15 protein-coding genes and 1 tRNA gene are annotated in these 16469 nt (G+C 66.8%); 9 read left to right on the top strand and 7 right to left on the bottom strand.

Annotation, left to right across the window (positions count from 1 at the left end):
* Positions 1–18: 18 nt before the first annotated feature.
* The 5 genes from mtgA to B5V46_RS00725 form a co-directional block, all read right to left on the bottom strand.
* Positions 19–819, bottom strand: a complete 801-nt coding sequence (gene mtgA, locus B5V46_RS00745) for a monofunctional biosynthetic peptidoglycan transglycosylase (RefSeq protein WP_080617892.1) — start codon at positions 817–819, stop codon at positions 19–21.
* A gap of 108 nt (positions 820–927) precedes the next feature.
* Positions 928–1434 carry a DUF1269 domain-containing protein gene (locus B5V46_RS00740; protein ID WP_080614813.1) on the bottom strand — a complete coding sequence of 169 codons (507 nt, stop codon included), beginning with the start codon at positions 1432–1434 and terminating at the stop codon, positions 928–930.
* Positions 1435–1575: 141 nt separating this feature from the next.
* The gene (gene gltB / locus B5V46_RS00735; protein WP_080614812.1) at positions 1576–6117 is read right to left on the bottom strand and encodes a glutamate synthase large subunit; all 4542 of its coding nucleotides are present in this window, start codon (positions 6115–6117) and stop codon (positions 1576–1578) included.
* A complete protein-coding gene (locus B5V46_RS00730) occupies positions 6114–6578 on the bottom strand; it encodes a GFA family protein (protein ID WP_196774303.1) in 465 nt (154 codons plus the stop codon). The genes gltB and B5V46_RS00730 overlap by 4 nt, the downstream gene beginning before the upstream one ends.
* An 11-nt stretch (positions 6579–6589) precedes the next feature.
* Positions 6590–8023 carry an NAD(P)-dependent oxidoreductase gene (locus B5V46_RS00725; protein ID WP_080614811.1) on the bottom strand — a complete coding sequence of 478 codons (1434 nt, stop codon included), beginning with the start codon at positions 8021–8023 and terminating at the stop codon, positions 6590–6592.
* Positions 8024–8252: 229 nt separating this feature from the next.
* Between B5V46_RS00725 and B5V46_RS00720 the strand changes: the two genes are divergently transcribed.
* Positions 8253–9056, top strand: coding sequence for an undecaprenyl-diphosphate phosphatase (locus B5V46_RS00720; protein ID WP_080614810.1), 804 nt, complete (start codon positions 8253–8255; stop codon positions 9054–9056).
* Here B5V46_RS00720 and B5V46_RS00715 read toward each other — a convergent pair whose 3' ends face one another.
* The gene (locus B5V46_RS00715; RefSeq protein ID WP_080614809.1) at positions 9057–10043 is read right to left on the bottom strand and encodes a complex I NDUFA9 subunit family protein; all 987 of its coding nucleotides are present in this window, start codon (positions 10041–10043) and stop codon (positions 9057–9059) included.
* Positions 10044–10183: 140 nt separating this feature from the next.
* Between B5V46_RS00715 and B5V46_RS00710 the strand changes: the two genes are divergently transcribed.
* From B5V46_RS00710 to B5V46_RS00675, 8 genes are all read left to right on the top strand, one after another.
* Positions 10184–10270, top strand: a tRNA-Leu gene (locus B5V46_RS00710).
* Positions 10271–10312: 42 nt separating this feature from the next.
* Positions 10313–10924 (top strand): ribonuclease D, encoded by a 612-nt coding sequence (locus B5V46_RS00705; protein WP_080614808.1) that lies wholly within the window; start codon positions 10313–10315, stop codon positions 10922–10924.
* Between the two features lie 4 nt (positions 10925–10928).
* Positions 10929–11888: an SIS domain-containing protein gene (locus tag B5V46_RS00700; RefSeq protein WP_042457780.1), complete on the top strand. Its 960-nt coding sequence runs from the start codon at positions 10929–10931 to the stop codon at positions 11886–11888.
* A gap of 3 nt (positions 11889–11891) precedes the next feature.
* Positions 11892–12509 carry an LPS export ABC transporter periplasmic protein LptC gene (gene lptC, locus B5V46_RS00695; RefSeq protein WP_080614807.1) on the top strand — a complete coding sequence of 206 codons (618 nt, stop codon included), beginning with the start codon at positions 11892–11894 and terminating at the stop codon, positions 12507–12509.
* 13 nt (positions 12510–12522) lie between these two features.
* Positions 12523–13029 carry a lipopolysaccharide transport periplasmic protein LptA gene (lptA, locus tag B5V46_RS00690; protein WP_080614806.1) on the top strand — a complete coding sequence of 169 codons (507 nt, stop codon included), beginning with the start codon at positions 12523–12525 and terminating at the stop codon, positions 13027–13029.
* On the top strand, positions 13029–13793 hold the full coding sequence (gene lptB / locus B5V46_RS00685; protein WP_369822800.1) for an LPS export ABC transporter ATP-binding protein: 765 nt from the start codon (positions 13029–13031) through the stop codon (positions 13791–13793). Before lptA ends, lptB begins: the two co-directional genes overlap by 1 nt.
* Positions 13794–14138: 345 nt before the next feature.
* Positions 14139–14696: a ribosome hibernation-promoting factor, HPF/YfiA family gene (gene hpf / locus B5V46_RS00680; protein ID WP_080614805.1), complete on the top strand. Its 558-nt coding sequence runs from the start codon at positions 14139–14141 to the stop codon at positions 14694–14696.
* 60 nt (positions 14697–14756) lie between these two features.
* Complete coding sequence (locus B5V46_RS00675; protein WP_080614804.1) at positions 14757–15221, top strand: PTS sugar transporter subunit IIA; 465 nt, start codon at positions 14757–14759, stop codon at positions 15219–15221.
* Positions 15222–15482: 261 nt separating this feature from the next.
* Here the strand turns inward: B5V46_RS00675 and galE are convergent, their stop codons facing one another.
* Positions 15483–16466: a UDP-glucose 4-epimerase GalE gene (gene galE, locus B5V46_RS00670; RefSeq protein WP_080614803.1), complete on the bottom strand. Its 984-nt coding sequence runs from the start codon at positions 16464–16466 to the stop codon at positions 15483–15485.
* Positions 16467–16469: the final 3 nt, after the last annotated feature.

Raw genomic sequence — 16469 nt, 5'->3', positions numbered from 1 at the left:
CCTCTCGGCCGCGAATTTTCAATGGTCGAAACAATCCGACCGACCGTCGGCAAGAATCGTGGCAGCGCCCTCCTCGATCTGATCGGCCCGGCGCAACAAGGTCGGCGACAGGTGGTTCGGATCGCGGTCCTTCGGGTTCGGCAGAAGCACCGCCAGCCGCGCGGCCTGCGAGCGCGACAGCTTCGAGGGCGGGATGCCGTAATAATGCCAGGCGGCGGCGTCGATGCCGAACACGCCCTCGCCGAATTCGGCCACGTTGAGATAGACCTCGAGAATGCGCCGCTTGGACCAGGTCAGCTCGATCATCGGCGTCAGCAGCGCCTCGAGAGCCTTGCGCGGCCAGCTGCGCCCCTGCCAGAGATAGACATTCTTGACGGTCTGCTGGCTGATGGTCGAGGCGCCATAGCGCCCGCCCGCCTCGAGCGCGCCGCGGATCGCACCCATGTCGAAGCCCCAGTGCCGACAGAAATTCGCATCCTCGGCAGCGACGGCCGCGCGCGGCATCGCAGGAGCGACATCCCTGAGCCGCACCCATTTCTGGTCGATATCGCCAAGCCGCATCCGCTCGGACATCATGGTGGGCGTGGTCGGCGGGTTGATGAGACCTGGCGCGATCAGCACCAGGGCCACCAGCCCAAGCGCCGCGAGCGCCCCGCGCCGGGCGAGCCGGCGCAGCCTTTGGCGCAGCGGCAGGGGGGAGGCCGCGGCCTTGCTGTCGCGCCGTGCGGTCTTCTTTCCGGAGTTTTTCGCCCCGGCAGACCTGGTCCCGGCAGTTTTCGCCGTCGTTTTCGAGCCGGTCGTTTTCGTCGGTTTCGCCATGCCCGCGTGATAGCCGAGGCCGCGGCGCTTGACCACCGCCCCGCAGCCCCGGAAGACCCCTGAAAGCTCAGCCGGTCCGCGCCCCGGCGTCGCGGCAGGCGGGCCGGATCACTCTGCCGTCGCGTGACCTTTCTCGAGCACCTCGCGCAGCGTCGCCTCGTCTTCCTTCGACAGCGAGGTGCGCAGGATGCGGCCCTCGGCATTGACCTCGCGCAGCCGCTCGATCACGCGGTCGCCGGTGGCCTTGCGCACGAGGACGAACAGCGCCGAACTGCCGGGAGTCAGCTTCTCGCCCAGCTCCTTCATGAAATCGTCCTCGATCCCGATATCGCCGAGCGCGCCGCTGATGGCGCCCGCACCCGCCCCCACGGCAAGCCCCAGCAGCGGATTGAGGAACAGGAACCCGATCAAGAGCCCCCAGAACGACCCGCCCACGGCGCCGGCCGCGGTCAGGTTCACCGCCTGGTGCAGCTTGACCTTGCCCTCGTCGTTGCGGGTCACGACGACCACATCCTCCATGTCGAGCAGATAGTCCTTCTGCATCCGGACCAGCTCGCCCCGCATATCGAAGGCCTTGCTTTCATCGTCGAAGGCCACGGCAATCAGATCGGCCATATCCCTCTCCTTTCCTGGCTACGGTTACCCGGTAAGGTGGGGAGGCGCGGTCCGCGGAAGAACCCCGCCAGGGTTCAAGAACGAGTGACCCCCGCGCGCCCTTCGGCGGCGGGGGTCGGAGCTTTCAGGCCGGAACAGGCCTTATTCCGCCGGAACCGCGCGTTCCTCAATCCCCAGCGGGTGGGACAGATGCGGCAGCATCTCCTTCGGACAGACCTGCAGGAAGTTGCCTTTTTCCAGCTCCCAATGGGTGAGGATGTCGCGCGCCTTGGGGCTGCCGGTCTCGTCGACATGCCGCGCGATCAGCGCCTTCAGCTCGGCTTCCCAATGCTGCACCGTGATCTTGCAGGTGACCAGCGTCTCGGGATTGACCTTCTCGGCAACCGCGCCCTCGGGATCGTAGAGATAGGCCATCCCGCCGGTCATGCCCGCGCCGAAATTGGCGCCGATGGTGCCGAGGATCACCGCGATCCCGCCGGTCATGTATTCGCAGCCATTCGAGCCGCAGCCCTCGACCACCACCTTTGCGCCCGAGTTCCGCACCGCGAAACGTTCGCCCGCCCGGCCCTTCGCGAAGAGATACCCGTCGGTCGCGCCGTAAAGAACGGTGTTGCCGATGATGGTGTTCTCGGAGGCCACCAGCGGCGAGCTGAGCGGCGGGCGCACCACGATGGTCGCCCCCGACAGACCCTTGCCGACATAGTCATTGGCATCGCCCGCGACGATGATCTTGAGCCCCGGCGCGCCGAACGCCCCCAGCGACTGCCCGGCGCTGCCCGCGAGTTTCACGGTCAGATGGTCGGGCTGCAGCTTGTTGCGCATGCCGAAGCGCTGGACGATGAGGCTGGAGACCCGGGTGCCGATGGTCCGGTCGGTGTTCCGCACCGCGTAGGACACCTGCATCTTCTCGCCATCCTCGAAGAAGGGGGCGGCATCGCGCAGGATCTCGGCATCGAGCGTGTCCGGCACCTCGGTCCGTGACCGGGTGCGGTCGAGGGTCGGGCGGTCATTGGCATCGACCTGGATCAGGAGCGGATTGAGGTCGAGATCGTCAAGGTGGGCCGAGCCGCGGCTGATCTGGTTCAGGAGATCCGAGCGGCCGATGATCTCGTCCATGGACCGCGCGCCGATCTGGCTGAGCAGCTCGCGCACTTCCTGGGCATAGAAGGTGATGAGGTTCACCACCTTGTCGGCATTGCCAGTGAACTTGCCGCGCAGCTTTTCGTCCTGGGTGCAGACGCCCACCGGGCAGGTGTTCGACTGGCACTGCCGGACCATGATGCAGCCCATGGCGATCAGCGCGGCGGTGCCGATGCCATATTCCTCGGCCCCCATCATCGCGGCCATGACGATGTCGCGTCCGGTGCGCAGCCCGCCATCGGTCCGAAGCGTCACCCGCTCGCGCAGGTTGTTCATCGACAGGACCTGATGCGCCTCGGTCAGGCCCATCTCCCACGGGAGACCGGCATATTTGATCGAGGTCGCGGGCGAGGCGCCGGTGCCGCCATTATGGCCCGAGATCAGGATCACGTCGGCCTTGGCCTTGGCCACGCCGGCGGCAATGGTGCCGACACCCGAAGAGGCCACCAGCTTGACCGTCACCTTGCAGCGCGGGTTGATCTGCTTGAGGTCGTAGATCAGCTGGGCCAGATCCTCGATCGAGTAGATGTCGTGATGCGGCGGCGGCGAGATCAGGGTCACGCCCTTGGTCGAGTGCCGCAGACGCGCGATCAGGTCGGTGACCTTCATCCCCGGAAGCTGGCCGCCCTCGCCGGGCTTGGCGCCCTGGGCCACCTTGATCTCAAGCTCTTCGCAATGGTTCAGGTATTCGGCGGTGACACCGAACCGGCCCGAGGCCACCTGCTTGATCTTGGCCGAGGGGTTGTCGCCATTGGGTTCCGGGTAGAAATGCGCCGGATCCTCGCCGCCCTCGCCCGAATCGGACTTGGCGCCGATCCGGTTCATCGCGACATTCAGCGTCTTGTGCGCCTCGGGGGAAAGCGCCCCCAGCGACATGCCGGGCGTCACGAAGCGCTTGCGGATCGAGGTGATCGATTCGACCTCTTCCAGCGGCACCGGCTTGCCCAGCGACTTGATGTCGAGCAGGTCGCGCAGATGGATCGGCGGGGTCGCGCGCATCGCGGCCGAATACTGCTTCCACACCTCGAAGGACGCCGTGTTGCAGGCCTGTTGCAGCATATGCATGTTGCTGGCTTCCCAGGCGTGACGTTCGCCGGTGCGGCGGGCCTTGTAGAAGCCGCCGATCGGCAGCACGTCCTGGCCGCCCTTCCAGCCCAGACGGTGCACCTCTTCCAGCTTGCGCTGGATGCCGGTGACGCCGATGCCCGAGATGCGGCTGTGCATGCCGGGGAAGTATTCGGCGCACATCGCGCGCGACAGCCCCACGGCCTCGAAATTGAGCCCGCCGCGATAGGACGAGATCACCGAGATGCCCATCTTGGACATGATCTTGAGAAGACCCAGATCGATGGCCTTGCGGTAATGGCCGACGGCCTCGGTCAGGCTGCAATCCAGCAGGCCGCGCCTGATGCGGTCGGCCAGCGTGTCCTCGGCGAGATAGGCGTTCACCGTGGTGGCGCCGCAGCCGATCAGCACCGCGAAGTAATGCGGGTCGACGCATTCGGCCGAGCGCACGTTCAGCGAGCAGAAGGTCCGGAGCCCCTTGCGGGTCAGCCAGCTATGCACGGCCGAGGTCGCGAGGATCATCGGCATCGCGACCTTTTCCTCGCCCTGGTGATGGTCGGTCAGCACGATATGGCCCGCGCCCGATCGCACCGCGTCCTCGGCCTCGTTGCGGATCCGCTGCAGACCGAGGCGCAGCGCCTCGGGCCCCGCGCCCGGCGGGAAGGTGCAGTCGATCTCGGCCATCGGCACCGAGAAATGCTTCACCAGCTCGTCGAACTGGGAATTGCCGAGGAACGGGCTTTCCAGGATCACGATCCGGGTCTGGCTGCCATCCTCATCGAGCACGTTGCGCAGGTTGCCGAAGCGGGTCTTGAGGCTCATCACCCGGTATTCGCGCAGGCTGTCGATCGGCGGATTCGTGACCTGGCTGAAGTTCTGCCGGAAGAAATGGCTGAGCGGGCGGTATTTCTCGGACAGCACCGCCGAGGGCGTGTCGTCGCCCATCGAGGCCAGCGCCTCCTTGCCGTCCTCGGCCATCGGCATCAGGATCGATTCGATTTCCTCGATCGTGTAGCCGGCCGAGATCTGCCGCCGGCGCAGGTCCGCCCCGTCGAAAAGCGGCTTCTCGGGCAGATCGCCCAGCACCTCGTCGATCTCGGACACGGTGTCGAGCCATTCGCTGAAGGGCTGGCTCGCGGCCATCATGTCCTTGATCTCGCTGTCGCGGAACAGCTTGCCGCTCGCCATGTCGACGCCCAGCATCTGCCCCGGGCCAAGCGCGCCCTTCTCGCGGACGGCGGCTTCCTCGGTCGGAACCATGCCGCTTTCCGAGCCTGCGATCAGCAGCCCGTCGCCGGTGACGACATAGCGCAGCGGGCGCAGGCCGTTCCGGTCGAGCCCGGCGCAGACCCAGCGGCCATCGGTCATGGCCAGCGCGGCCGGTCCGTCCCAGGGCTCCATCACCGAGTTCACATAGGCGTACATGTCACGCCAGGCGGGCTTCATCTCGTCGGTGGTCTGCTTCGAATAGGCCTCCGGCACCAGCATGGTCTTGGCCATCGGCGCGTTACGCCCGGCGCGGACCAGCACCTCGAACACCGAATCGAGCGCGGCCGAATCCGACGAGCCCTGCGCCACGATCGGCTTGATGTCTTCGGCCAGTTCGCCGAAGGCCGAGGAGGCCATCCGGATCTCGTGGCTTTTCAGCCAGTTGAGGTTGCCCTTCAGGGTGTTGATCTCGCCGTTATGGGCCAGCATCCGGAACGGCTGGGCCAGCCACCATTGCGGGAAGGTGTTGGTCGAATAACGCTGGTGATAGATCGCGAAGGCCGACTCGAAGCGGTCGTCCTTGAGGTCGGGATAGAATTCGGCGACCTGCTCGGCCAGCATCATGCCCTTGTAGATCAGCGACCGGCAGCTCAGCGAACAGATATAGAGCGAGGGCACCTGGGCGGCGGCGGCGGCCTTCTCGATCCTGCGGCGGATCACGTAAAGCTCGCGCTCGAAGGTCTCCTCGTCGACATCCTTGGAATTCGAGATCAGGATCTGCTCGATCTCGGGCCGGGTCGCGTTGGCCTTCTCGCCCAGAACGTCGGTATTCACCGGGACGTGGCGCCAGCCGTAGATATAGTAGCCCATCCGCAGCACTTCAGTCTCGACGATGGTCCGGCAGACCTCCTGCGCGCTGAAATCGGTGCGCGGCAGGAAGACCTGTCCCACGGCGATCAGCCGGTCGGCATGGGGCTCGTGGCCGGTGCGGCGGATCTGGTCGTAGAAGAACGGCACCGGGATCTGCACATGGATGCCCGCGCCGTCGCCGGTCTTGCCGTCGGCATCGACCGCGCCGCGGTGCCAGACCGCCTTCAGCGCGTCGATCCCGTTCTCGACCACCTTGCGCGAGGGCTTGCCGTCGATGGCGACGACGAGGCCGACCCCGCAGGACGAGTGTTCATCTTCGGGGCTGTAAAGACCGTTCTCGGCCACGAAAGCCCGCTTGGCTTCTTCCCGGGCAACCCAGGCGGCATCGTATTTGGTCATTGCTGTTCTCCTTCGGAGCCCGTCGAGCCCATGCTCATTCCGTCTGCGGCGGCGGCCATCATCTGGGCCTCGGTCAACCGCACGTGATCGCCGGCGAAGGCATAGCCGGCAGGTTTGCTGTCGATATAGACCTCCGAGCTCAGCGGCAGGTCGCGGGTGCCCTCGAAGAGCCCCGCCGAGACGAAGCAATGCCCCTTGTGCGCGCCTTCGGCGGTGAAGGCGTACCAGAGCGACGAGCCGCATTCCGGACAGAAGGCGCGCTCGGCCCATTGCGACGAGGCATAGGTCTTGACCGGGCCCTCGGCCCGGATCGGCTGCGTGGTATGGACCGCCATCAGCGGGCCCGAGGTCCATTTGCGGCACATCGCGCAATGGCAGGCGCCAAGCACCTGCTGCGCCGGCTCGATCTCGACCGTGACGGCGCCGCAGAGACATTGCCCCTTCAGGGTGGTGTCGGACATCGCCTGGCCTCCTATTCCGCCGCGACCTGGGCGGGCTGCGCCAGGAAGTCGAGGATGCTGTCGGCCGCCTCGCGCCCGTCGCGGATCGCCCAGACGACCAGGCTTGCGCCGCGCACGATGTCGCCGACCGCGAAGACGCCCGGCAGCGAGGTCTCGTGGCTGCGGAAATCGGCCTTCACGGTGCCCCAGCGGGTCACTTCCAGCTCGTCCTCGCCCCACATCGCGGGGAGGTCCTCGGGCTCGAAGCCCAGCGCCTTGATCACCAGATCGGCGGGCTCGGCATAATCGGCGCCCTCGATCACCTCGGGCGATTGCCGCCCCGTGGCATCCGGCGGGCCAAGCCGCATCTTCTGCACCATGACCGAGCTGACCGGATCTCCGGCAAAGCCCTTCGGCGCCGAGAGCCAGACGAAGTCCACGCCCTCTTCCTCGGCATTCTGCACCTCGCGCTGCGAGCCCGGCATGTTGGCGCGGTCGCGGCGGTAGAGGCATTTCACGCTGACCGCACCCTGGCGGATCGCGGTGCGCACGCAGTCCATGGCGGTATCGCCGCCGCCGACCACGACCACCCGCTTGCCCTCGGCATTGAGTTCGCCCGACAGGTATTCCGGCACCTCGTCGCCGAAGCTGACCCGGTTCGAGGCGGTCAGGTAATCCAGCGCGGCAACGATGCCCTGCGCGCCCGCGCCGGGGCCGGTCAGATCGCGGCCCTTGTAGACGCCGGTCGCGATCAGGACCGCGTCATGCTTGCCGCGGATCGCGTCGAAGCTGATATCGGTGCCGACATTGCAGTTCAGCACGAATTCGACACCGCCCTGTTCGAGCTGCGCCACGCGGCGCATGACGATGTCCTTTTCCAGCTTGAAGCCGGGAATGCCATAGGTCATCAGCCCGCCCGCCCGGTCGTGCCGGTCATAGACGGTCACCTGCAGGCCCGCACGCCGCAGCCGGTCAGCCGCCGCCAGCCCGCCCGGGCCCGCGCCGATGATGCCCACGCTTTCGCTGCGCTCCTCGGTCGGCGCGATCGGCGGCACCCAGCCCTCGTCCCAGGCGGTGTCGGTGATGTATTTCTCGACCGCGCCGATGGTCACGGTGCCATGGCCCGACTGCTCGATCACGCAATTGCCTTCGCAAAGCCGGTCCTGCGGGCAGATCCGTCCGCAGATCTCGGGGAAGGTATTGGTGGCCTGGCTCATCGCATAGGCCTCTTCCAGACGGCCTTCGGCGGTCAGCCTCAGCCAGTCGGGGATGTTGTTATGCAGCGGACAGTGCGACTGACAGAACGGCACGCCGCACTGGCTACAGCGCGAGGCCTGCTCGGCGGCCTTCTCGGCCGCGAATTCGGCGTAGATCTCGCCGAAATCCTTCGCACGGTCTCCAGCCTCGCGTTTGTCCGGCGTCTCTTTCGCCACGCGGACGAACTGAAGCATCTTTTGCTGCGCCATTGCCTTTCCTTCCAGGATGGGTCGGGACCTTCGGAAAATTTCTATACGGAGGAAGCCCGGCCATGAAAAGTCAGTAGTGCTGTCTTATTTGCAAGAAATTTAGGGCTCGCCACCCCTTGGGGCACTGAAAGCTGCATTTTTAGGTCAATAATTATGACCTATAGCGAAGTCTTCCCTTTCCGAATCACGTCCCTATGCTGGGCGCCATCCTGAACCTCCGGGCCATTCCATGACGCTTTTCCACCTGTTTCTGATCGCGGTGATCCAGGGCATCACCGAGTTTCTTCCGATTTCCTCCTCGGGCCACCTGATCCTGCTGCCGGGCCTGACCGGCATGGCCGATCAGGGCCATATCATCGACGTGGCGGTGCATGTGGGCACGCTTGCCGCCGTCGTGCTCTACTTCCGCAAGGACGCGATGCTGGCGCTCGGTGGGCTGACCCGTGTCGCGCGCGGCCAGATCGACACACCCGGCGCCTTTCTCGCGCTGTGCCTGATCATCGCCACCATCCCGGTGATGGTGGTCGGGCTGGTGCTGGAACTGACCGGGCTCGAGGACATGATGCGCAGCATCGCGGTGATAGGCTGGACGATGCTAATCTTCGGCCTCGTGCTCTGGGTCGCCGACACCCGGTTTCCCGCGACCCGAAAGGCCAATAGCTGGACGCTGAAACACGCCGTCATCATGGGGCTCTGGCAGGTGCTGGCGCTGATCCCGGGGACCTCGCGCTCGGGCATCACCATCACCGGGGCGCGGATGCTGGGCTATGACCGGGTGGGTGCCGCGCGGCTGTCGATGCTGATGTCGATCCCGACGATCCTGGCCTCGGCGGTGCTGGTCGGCGGCAAGGCGGCGGCCGAGGCCGACATGGCGGTGCTGCGCGACGGCGCCATCGCCGCCGGCTTCACCTTCGTCGCGGCGCTGGCCGCGCTGGCCGTCATGATGCGGCTTGCGCGGTCGGTCAGCTTCACGCCCTATGTGATCTACCGGGTGATCCTCGGCCTCGTCCTGCTCTGGATCGCCTACAGCTGATCAGGGCTTGAGCCGCCTGGCCGCCTCGCGGATCTCGTAGAACTGGCCCGCGGGGCGGTAGCGCCACAGGTATTCCGGCAACACCGCCTCCATCGCGGTGGGCTGGATGCCAAGCTCGGCCAGCCCGGGCAGCCCCTCGCCCACGACATTGTCGCGCCCGAGATTGCGGACCTGATCGCGGGTCACGACCTTGTTCTCGAGCAGCCCCAGCGACAGCGACTGCACCAGATCGAAGGCCCACCCCATCGCGGCGCCCAGCGCCAGCGGCAGCGGCAGCACGATCCGGTTCGGGCGACCGATCACCTCGAGCATCTCTTCCATGAGTTCGCCGAAGGTCCGGATCTCGGGACCGCCGAGTTCATAGATGCCGGGCGCAGCCTCGCCCATCGCCGCCGTCGCCGCAGCAGCGGCGACATCGTCGACATAGACCGGCTGGAACCGGGTATAGCAGCCCACCACCGGCAGCACCGGCGAGAAGCGGGCCATCTGCGCGAATCTGTTGAAGAAGCGGTCCTCGGGGCCGAAGACCAGCGAAGGCCGCAGGATTACCGCATCGGGGAAGCTCTCGCGCACCGCCGCCTCGCCGCGACCCTTGGTCTCGGAATAGGCGCTGTCCGAGTCGATATCGGCGCCGATGGCCGAGATCTGCACCAGCCGCGCCACACCCGCAGCCCGCGCCTCCTCGGCGATGTGAAGCGCGCCGTAATGCTGCACCAGCCCGAAGGTGTTGCGCCCCGATTCGGCGAGGATGCCGACGCAGTTCACCGCCGCTTCGGCGCCCTGAAGCGCCTGCCGGACCGAATCGCGGTCGCGGACATTGCACAGCACGGGCTCGACCTGCCCCACCGCGCCATAGGTGCGGACGAACAGCGCCTCGTTGGGGCGCCGCACCGCCACGCGCACCCGCCATCCGGCGCGCGCCATGCGCCGCGCGACATAGCGGCCGACAAAGCCCGACCCGCCGAAGATGGTGACAAGCTTGGACATGGAGATACGCCTCCCTGGCATATGATGGTATGCAACCGAATATAGGGGCCGGGCGCCCCAAGCAAGAGATCGTATCGAAATGCGAAAATCGTCGTTGACACCGTCTGCGGGCACCTATAGATCACCGCCTCACGACACCTGCCCAGGTGGCGGAATTGGTAGACGCGCTAGCTTCAGGTGCTAGTGTTCGCAAGGACGTGGAGGTTCGAGTCCTCTCCTGGGCACCAACCCCAATAGCCGGGGGATTTCCCCTAAAGTCAGGGGAAGACGTGGCGAATTTCCTTCATAAGCATGACCTGCCCGACGATCTCGATCTCGGGTCCATTGTTGCCATCGACTGCGAGACGATGGGGCTCAACCCGCATCGAGACCGGCTCTGCCTCGTGCAGATGTCGGCGGGCGACGGCGACGCGCATATGGTGCAGATCGCCCAGGGCCAGACCGAGGCGCCGAATCTGACCCGGATGCTGGCCGACCCGGACACGCTGAAGCTGTTCCATTTCGGCCGATTCGACATCGCGATTCTCGAACATACCTTCGGCGTGACCACCGCGCCGGTCTATTGCACCAAGATCGCCTCGAAGCTGGTGCGCACCTATACCGACCGGCACGGGCTGAAATACCTGCTGCAGGAACTGCTCGAGATCGACATATCGAAACAGCAGCAAAGCTCGGACTGGGGCGCGGCCATGCTGAGCCCGGCGCAGCTCGACTATGCCGCCTCGGACGTGCTCTACCTGCACCGTCTGAAAGAGGTGCTGGACGGCATGCTGGCCCGCGAGGGCCGCAGCGAGATCGCCCGGGCCTGTTTCGATTTCCTGCCCACCCGGGCCCGGCTCGACCTTTCCGGTTGGCCCGAGACCGACATCTTCGCACATTGAGACCATGACACCCGAAACCTGCCTGTCCATCGGCCGCCGCGTCCTGCGGATCGAGGCCGACGCCGTCCATCGCCTAGCCGAGGGCCTCGACCAGGAGTTCATCCGCGCCGTCGAGACCATCCTCGGCGCCACCGGCCGGGTCATCGTCTCGGGCATGGGCAAGTCGGGCCATGTGGCGCGCAAGATCGCGGCGACCTTCGCCTCGACCGGAACGCCCGCCCATTTCGTCCACCCCGCCGAAGCCAGCCATGGCGATCTGGGCATGGTGGCGCGGGGCGATGTCTGCCTCGTCCTGTCGAATTCGGGCGAGACGCCCGAGCTGGCCGATATCGTGGCCTATACCCGCCGCTTCGGCATTCCGCTGATCGGGGTCGCGGGCCGGCCCCGCAGCACGCTGTTGCGCCAGGCCGATGTGGCGCTGCTGCTGCCATCCGCCGACGAGGCCTGCCCGATGGGCCTGGCCCCCACCACCTCGACGACGATGACGCTGGCGCTTGGCGACGCGCTGGCCGTGGCGCTGATGGAGCACCGCCAGTTCACGCCCGAGCATTTCCGCGAATTCCACCCCGGCGGCAAGCTGGGCGCGCGGCTGTCGAAGGTCGCGGACCTGATGCACAAGGGCGAGGACATTCCGCTGGTCGCGACGGGCACCGGCATGGCCGAGGCGCTGATCGTGATGAGCCGCAAGAGCTTTGGCGTGGTCGGCGTGACCACCCCTGACGGCCGGCTGGCCGGGGTCGTGACCGATGGCGACCTTCGCCGCCACATGGCGGGCCTGCTCGAACGCAGCGTCGACGAGGTGATGACCGCCAACCCGCTGACCATCTCGCCCGACGTGCTGGCCGAGAAGGCGGTGGCGCTGATGAACGAACGCAAGATCACCTGCCTCTTCGCCGTCGGGGCGGACGGGCGGCCGGGCGGCATCCTCCATATCCATGACTGCCTGCGCGCCGGGGTCGCATGACGCATGCAGGCCCATGACAACGCCTATTCCCGGTTCATCGCGGCGGCCAAGATCGTGCTTCCGCTGGCCGCGCTGGGTCTGTTGTCGACAATTTTCATGATCTCGCGCGACCATGGCAAGGGCGGCGAAGACGGGCTGCCGCCCTATGCGAAGGTCGAGATCGAGGGGATCCTGCGCGACCAGCGGCTGGGCGCGCCCAACTATGCAGGCGTCACCCGCGACGGTACGGCGATCTCGGTGCGGGCCGACACGGCCAGGGCCGATCCCGACAGCCCCGGCCGGAGCGAGGCCTCGAACATGCAGGCACGGCTCGATCTGCCCGATGGCAGCTCGGCCGAAATCGAAGCCAGGACCGGTTCGGTCGACACCGCCGATCAGGTGGCCGTGCTGGAGGGCGATGCCCGGATCTCGACCTCGACTGGCTACAGAATCGAGACAGACCGCCTGCGCTCGGCCTTCGCGGATACCGATGTCGAGGCCGACGGGCCGGTGAACGCGGACGGGCCGCCTGGCCGGATCGAGGCAGGACGCATGACGCTCCGCGCCGACCCCGATCACGAGGGCAGGTATCTTCTGGTTTTCAAGGATGGCGTGAGGCTGGTATATGAGCCCGAAAACTAGCGGAAAGGATCCGATGTTGTCGGTACGCGCAGGTCTGGCGGCGCTGGCTCTGGTCCTGGCGATCCCGGCAGGGGCCGGGGCGCAGGGAGCCGAAATCGCCTTTGGGGCGCTCGAACACGATTCCTCGCTGCCGGTCGAGGTCACCGCCGAGAGCCTCAGCGTCGATCAGGGCGACGGCACCGCCGTCTTCACGGGCGATGTGGTGGTGGGCCAGGGGCAGATGCGCCTCGCGGCCGAACGGATGCTGGTCGTCTATGGCGCGGGCGGCGCTGGCAGCGGCAAGATCTCGCGGCTCGAAGCGTCGGGCTCGGTCGTGCTGACGCTGGGCGCCGAAGCGGCCGAGGCACAGGAGGCCGTCTACGATATCGGCGCGGCGACCGTCGTGATGACCGGAAATGTGCTCCTGACCCAGGATGGCAATGCGATCGAGGGCCAGAGGTTGGTGGTCGATCTCACCCGCGGCACCGGCGCCATGGAGGGCCGCGTGCGCACCGTTCTGACCCCTTCGGACAAGAAGTGATGGCCGACGGCACGACAGCCTTCGACATGCCCGGCCCCACCGGCGGATTGCGGATCGTCGATCTGCGCAAGAGCTATCGCCGCCGCCCGGTGATCCGCGATGTCAGCCTCCGGCTCGACCGCGGCGAGGTGGTCGCGCTGCTCGGCCCGAACGGCTCGGGCAAGACCACCTGTTTCTATGCCGTGGCCGGGCTGCTGACGCCCGAGGGCGGCAAGGTCCTGCTCGACGGCCGCGACGTGACCATGCTGCCGATGTATCGCCGCGCCCGGCTGGGCATCGGCTACCTGCCGCAGGAGGTCTCGATATTTCGCGGGCTGAATGTCGAGGACAATATCAGGGCTGTGCTCGAGATCGTCGAACCTGACCGCCACAAGCGCCGCGAGCGCCTCGAGGAACTGCTGTCGGAATTCTCCATCGAGCATCTGCGCCGCGCGCCCGCGCTGTCGCTGTCGGGCGGCGAGCGGCGCCGGGTCGAGATCGCGCGCTGTCTTGCCGCCAACCCCAGCTATCTGCTGCTCGACGAGCCCTTCGCCGGGGTCGACCCGATTGCGGTCGGCGAAATCCGCGCCCTGGTCGCCGATCTCAAGACCCGGGGCATCGGCGTTCTGATCACCGACCACAATGTCCGCGAAACGCTGGAAATCGTCGACCGCGCCTATATCCTGCACGACGGCAGGGTGCTGATGAGCGGGACCACCCAGGAAGTGATCCGCGACGAGAACGTGCGCCGGGTCTATCTCGGCCAGAGTTTCCGCATCACCTGACCCCGCCCGCGACCAGATCGAATCATCTGCTTCTGTCTGCCGCAGCCGGGCGCGGCCGGGCGTCGCGCCGGGGATCTGCCGGGGGTCTGCCCGCCTCTCCCGGCCGGCCGCGACGGGCGCTGTTGTCCGGCGGCGACATCACCGGCCGGCGCCATGGCGGGACCGTTGACATCGCCGGGCGATCTGGCGCCAAATGCGCGTGACGCCAGATCCTTCCGCCATGCGCCGGCCGCAGGCGCGGAACGGCTGAACACGGTGACCGAACTCCTTGTTCCCGTTGACCCCGCCGCGCCCCGGCCTTAACGGAGGGCAACCCTGCGTCTGCAGGCAATCTCAGGAGGAACAATGCTGTACCAGATCAGCGGCAAACAGATCGATATCGGCGAGGCTCTGCAGACCCATGTCAAGGACGAGCTGAGCGCGGCGGTCTCGAAATATGCCGACCGGGCAACCGACGCCAATGTCGTCTTCTCGCGCAATGCCCATCAATATGTCTGCGAAGCGACAGTGCATCTGTCGACCGGCCTGACCGCTCAGGCGAGCGCCCAGGCGACAGAGATCTATGCCGCCTTCGACAGCTGCTGCGACAAGATGGAAAAGCAGCTGCGCCGCCACAAGCGCCGGCTGAAGGACCATCACCGCGACCGCTCGGAACCTGTGGAGCTTTCCGGCGGTTCGGCCTATATCCTTGCCTCGACCGAGGAAGGGGACGAGACCGACAGTCTCCAGCCGATGATCATCGCCGAGATGGAAACCCAGATTCCGTCGATTTCCGTGGGCGAGGCGGTCATGCAGATGGAACTGACAAGCGCTCCGCTTCTGGTGTTCCGCAACGAAAAGACGGGCAAGATCAACGTCGTGCATGCCCGCGAAGACGGGAATGTGGGCTGGATCGAGCCCTGACCCGCAGCTGACCAGGCCGCGCCCTTATCCCGGGCGCGGCGCGTCCGAAGCGAGAGTGACATGCAGCTATCCACGCTCATCACCCCCGAAGCCGTCCGCGTCTTTGGCACCATGTCCAGCAAGAAGCGGCTGTTCCAGGAACTCGGAGAGGTCGCCCACGCGGCCTATGCCCTTCCCCCTGGAGACGCGGTCGACGCCTTGCAGGAACGCGAAAGCCTCGGGCCGACGGGTGTCGGCCAGGGCGTCGCCCTGCCGCATGCCCGGCTCTCCGGAATCGACCGGGTCCGCGGCGCCTTCATCCGGCTGGAAAAGGCGATCGATTTCGGCGCCGTCGACCGCCAGCCGGTCGACCTGATCTTCGCCTTGTTCGCGCCGCAGGATTCCGGCGTCGATCACCTCAAGGCGCTGGCGCTGGTCTCGCGCACCCTGCGTGACAGCACGATCTGCGCCAAGCTGCGCGCCAATACAGACCCGGCCACGCTGCATGCGGTCCTGACCGAGGCGGCGGCGTCTCAGGCAGCCTGATCGATCGGCCTGCGGGCCGACCTCTGCCCCCGAAGACCCGGATCGTTGCAGCTAGAGACCGCTGACGATGGCCCCGATCATCGGGGCGCGTCCGGCATGCCTGCCCTGTCGCGCCACGGACCGGGACTGGCGGATTGGAACGACCAGTCCGTCGCCCGGCCCGCAGGCACCGGATCGGCGCAAGCGGCCCTTACGGGATCGGGGCGACCCGAGCATGCGCGGCGAAGCGAAGGCGGGGGCACCGGCCCCTCGCCCCCCGTGTCAGGTTGCATAGCCTCCGCCGCGGAACCATTTCCAGGCATCCTCGATCATGGTCGGCAGGTCCGAGCGGGTCGGGCTCCAGCCAAGCTCTGTTTCGGCGCGGGCGCTGCCCGAGACCAGCCGCACCGCGTCGCCGCCCCGGCGCGGCCCCTCGGAATGGGGCACTGAACAGCCGGTGACCGCCTGCGCCGCCTCGATCACCTCGCGCACCGAATAGCCGGTCCCGGTGCCGAGGTTGAAGACCCGGCTGCCCTTGCCCGCCAGCAGCCAGCCCAGACCAAGAACATGCGCCGCCACCAGATCGCTGACATGGATATAGTCGCGGATGCAGGTCCCGTCCGGCGTCGGATAATCGGTGCCGTGGATCGTCAGCGCCGGGCGCCGGCCCTCGATCGCCTCGAGCATCACGGGGATCAGATGGGTCTCGGGGTCGTGCGCCTCGCCGACCTCGCCCTCGGGATCCGCGCCCGCCACGTTGAAATAGCGGAAGATCACCGAGTTCAGCCCGTGACTTGCCTCGAAGTCGCGCAGCATGTCCTCGATCGCGCGCTTGGACGCGCCATAGGCGTTCAGCGGCGCCTGGGCGCTGTCCTCGTCCAGCGTCACCCCGTCCTGGTCGCCATAGACCGCGCAGGTCGAGGAAAAGACCATGTCGAGGCAACCCGCCGCCACCGCCGCCTCGATCAGCGCAAGCGAGCCTCCGACATTGTTGCGCCAGTACTTGCCCGGGTCGCGCATCGCCTCGCCGACCTGGCTGAAGGCCGCGAAATGCATCACGCCCACGGGTCGGTAGGCCGCAAAGACCGCGTCAAGCCGCGCCCGGTCGGCCAGATCGCCGCGTTCGAACGGGCCGAACTTCACCGCCTCGGCCCAGCCGGTCGAGAGATTGTCATAGCACACCGGCACATGGCCCGCGCGCGCGAGCGCCTTGCAGGCATGGGCGCCGATATAGCCCGCCCCGCCCGTCACCAGAACATGCGCCATCGA

It is taken from the genome of Rhodovulum sp. MB263 (assembly GCF_002073975.1).
In the GTDB taxonomy this organism is placed as follows: Bacteria; Pseudomonadota; Alphaproteobacteria; order Rhodobacterales; family Rhodobacteraceae; genus Rhodovulum.
The sequence above is the reverse complement of the archived record's forward strand: the minus strand, read 5'-3'. Positions and strand labels throughout refer to the sequence as shown.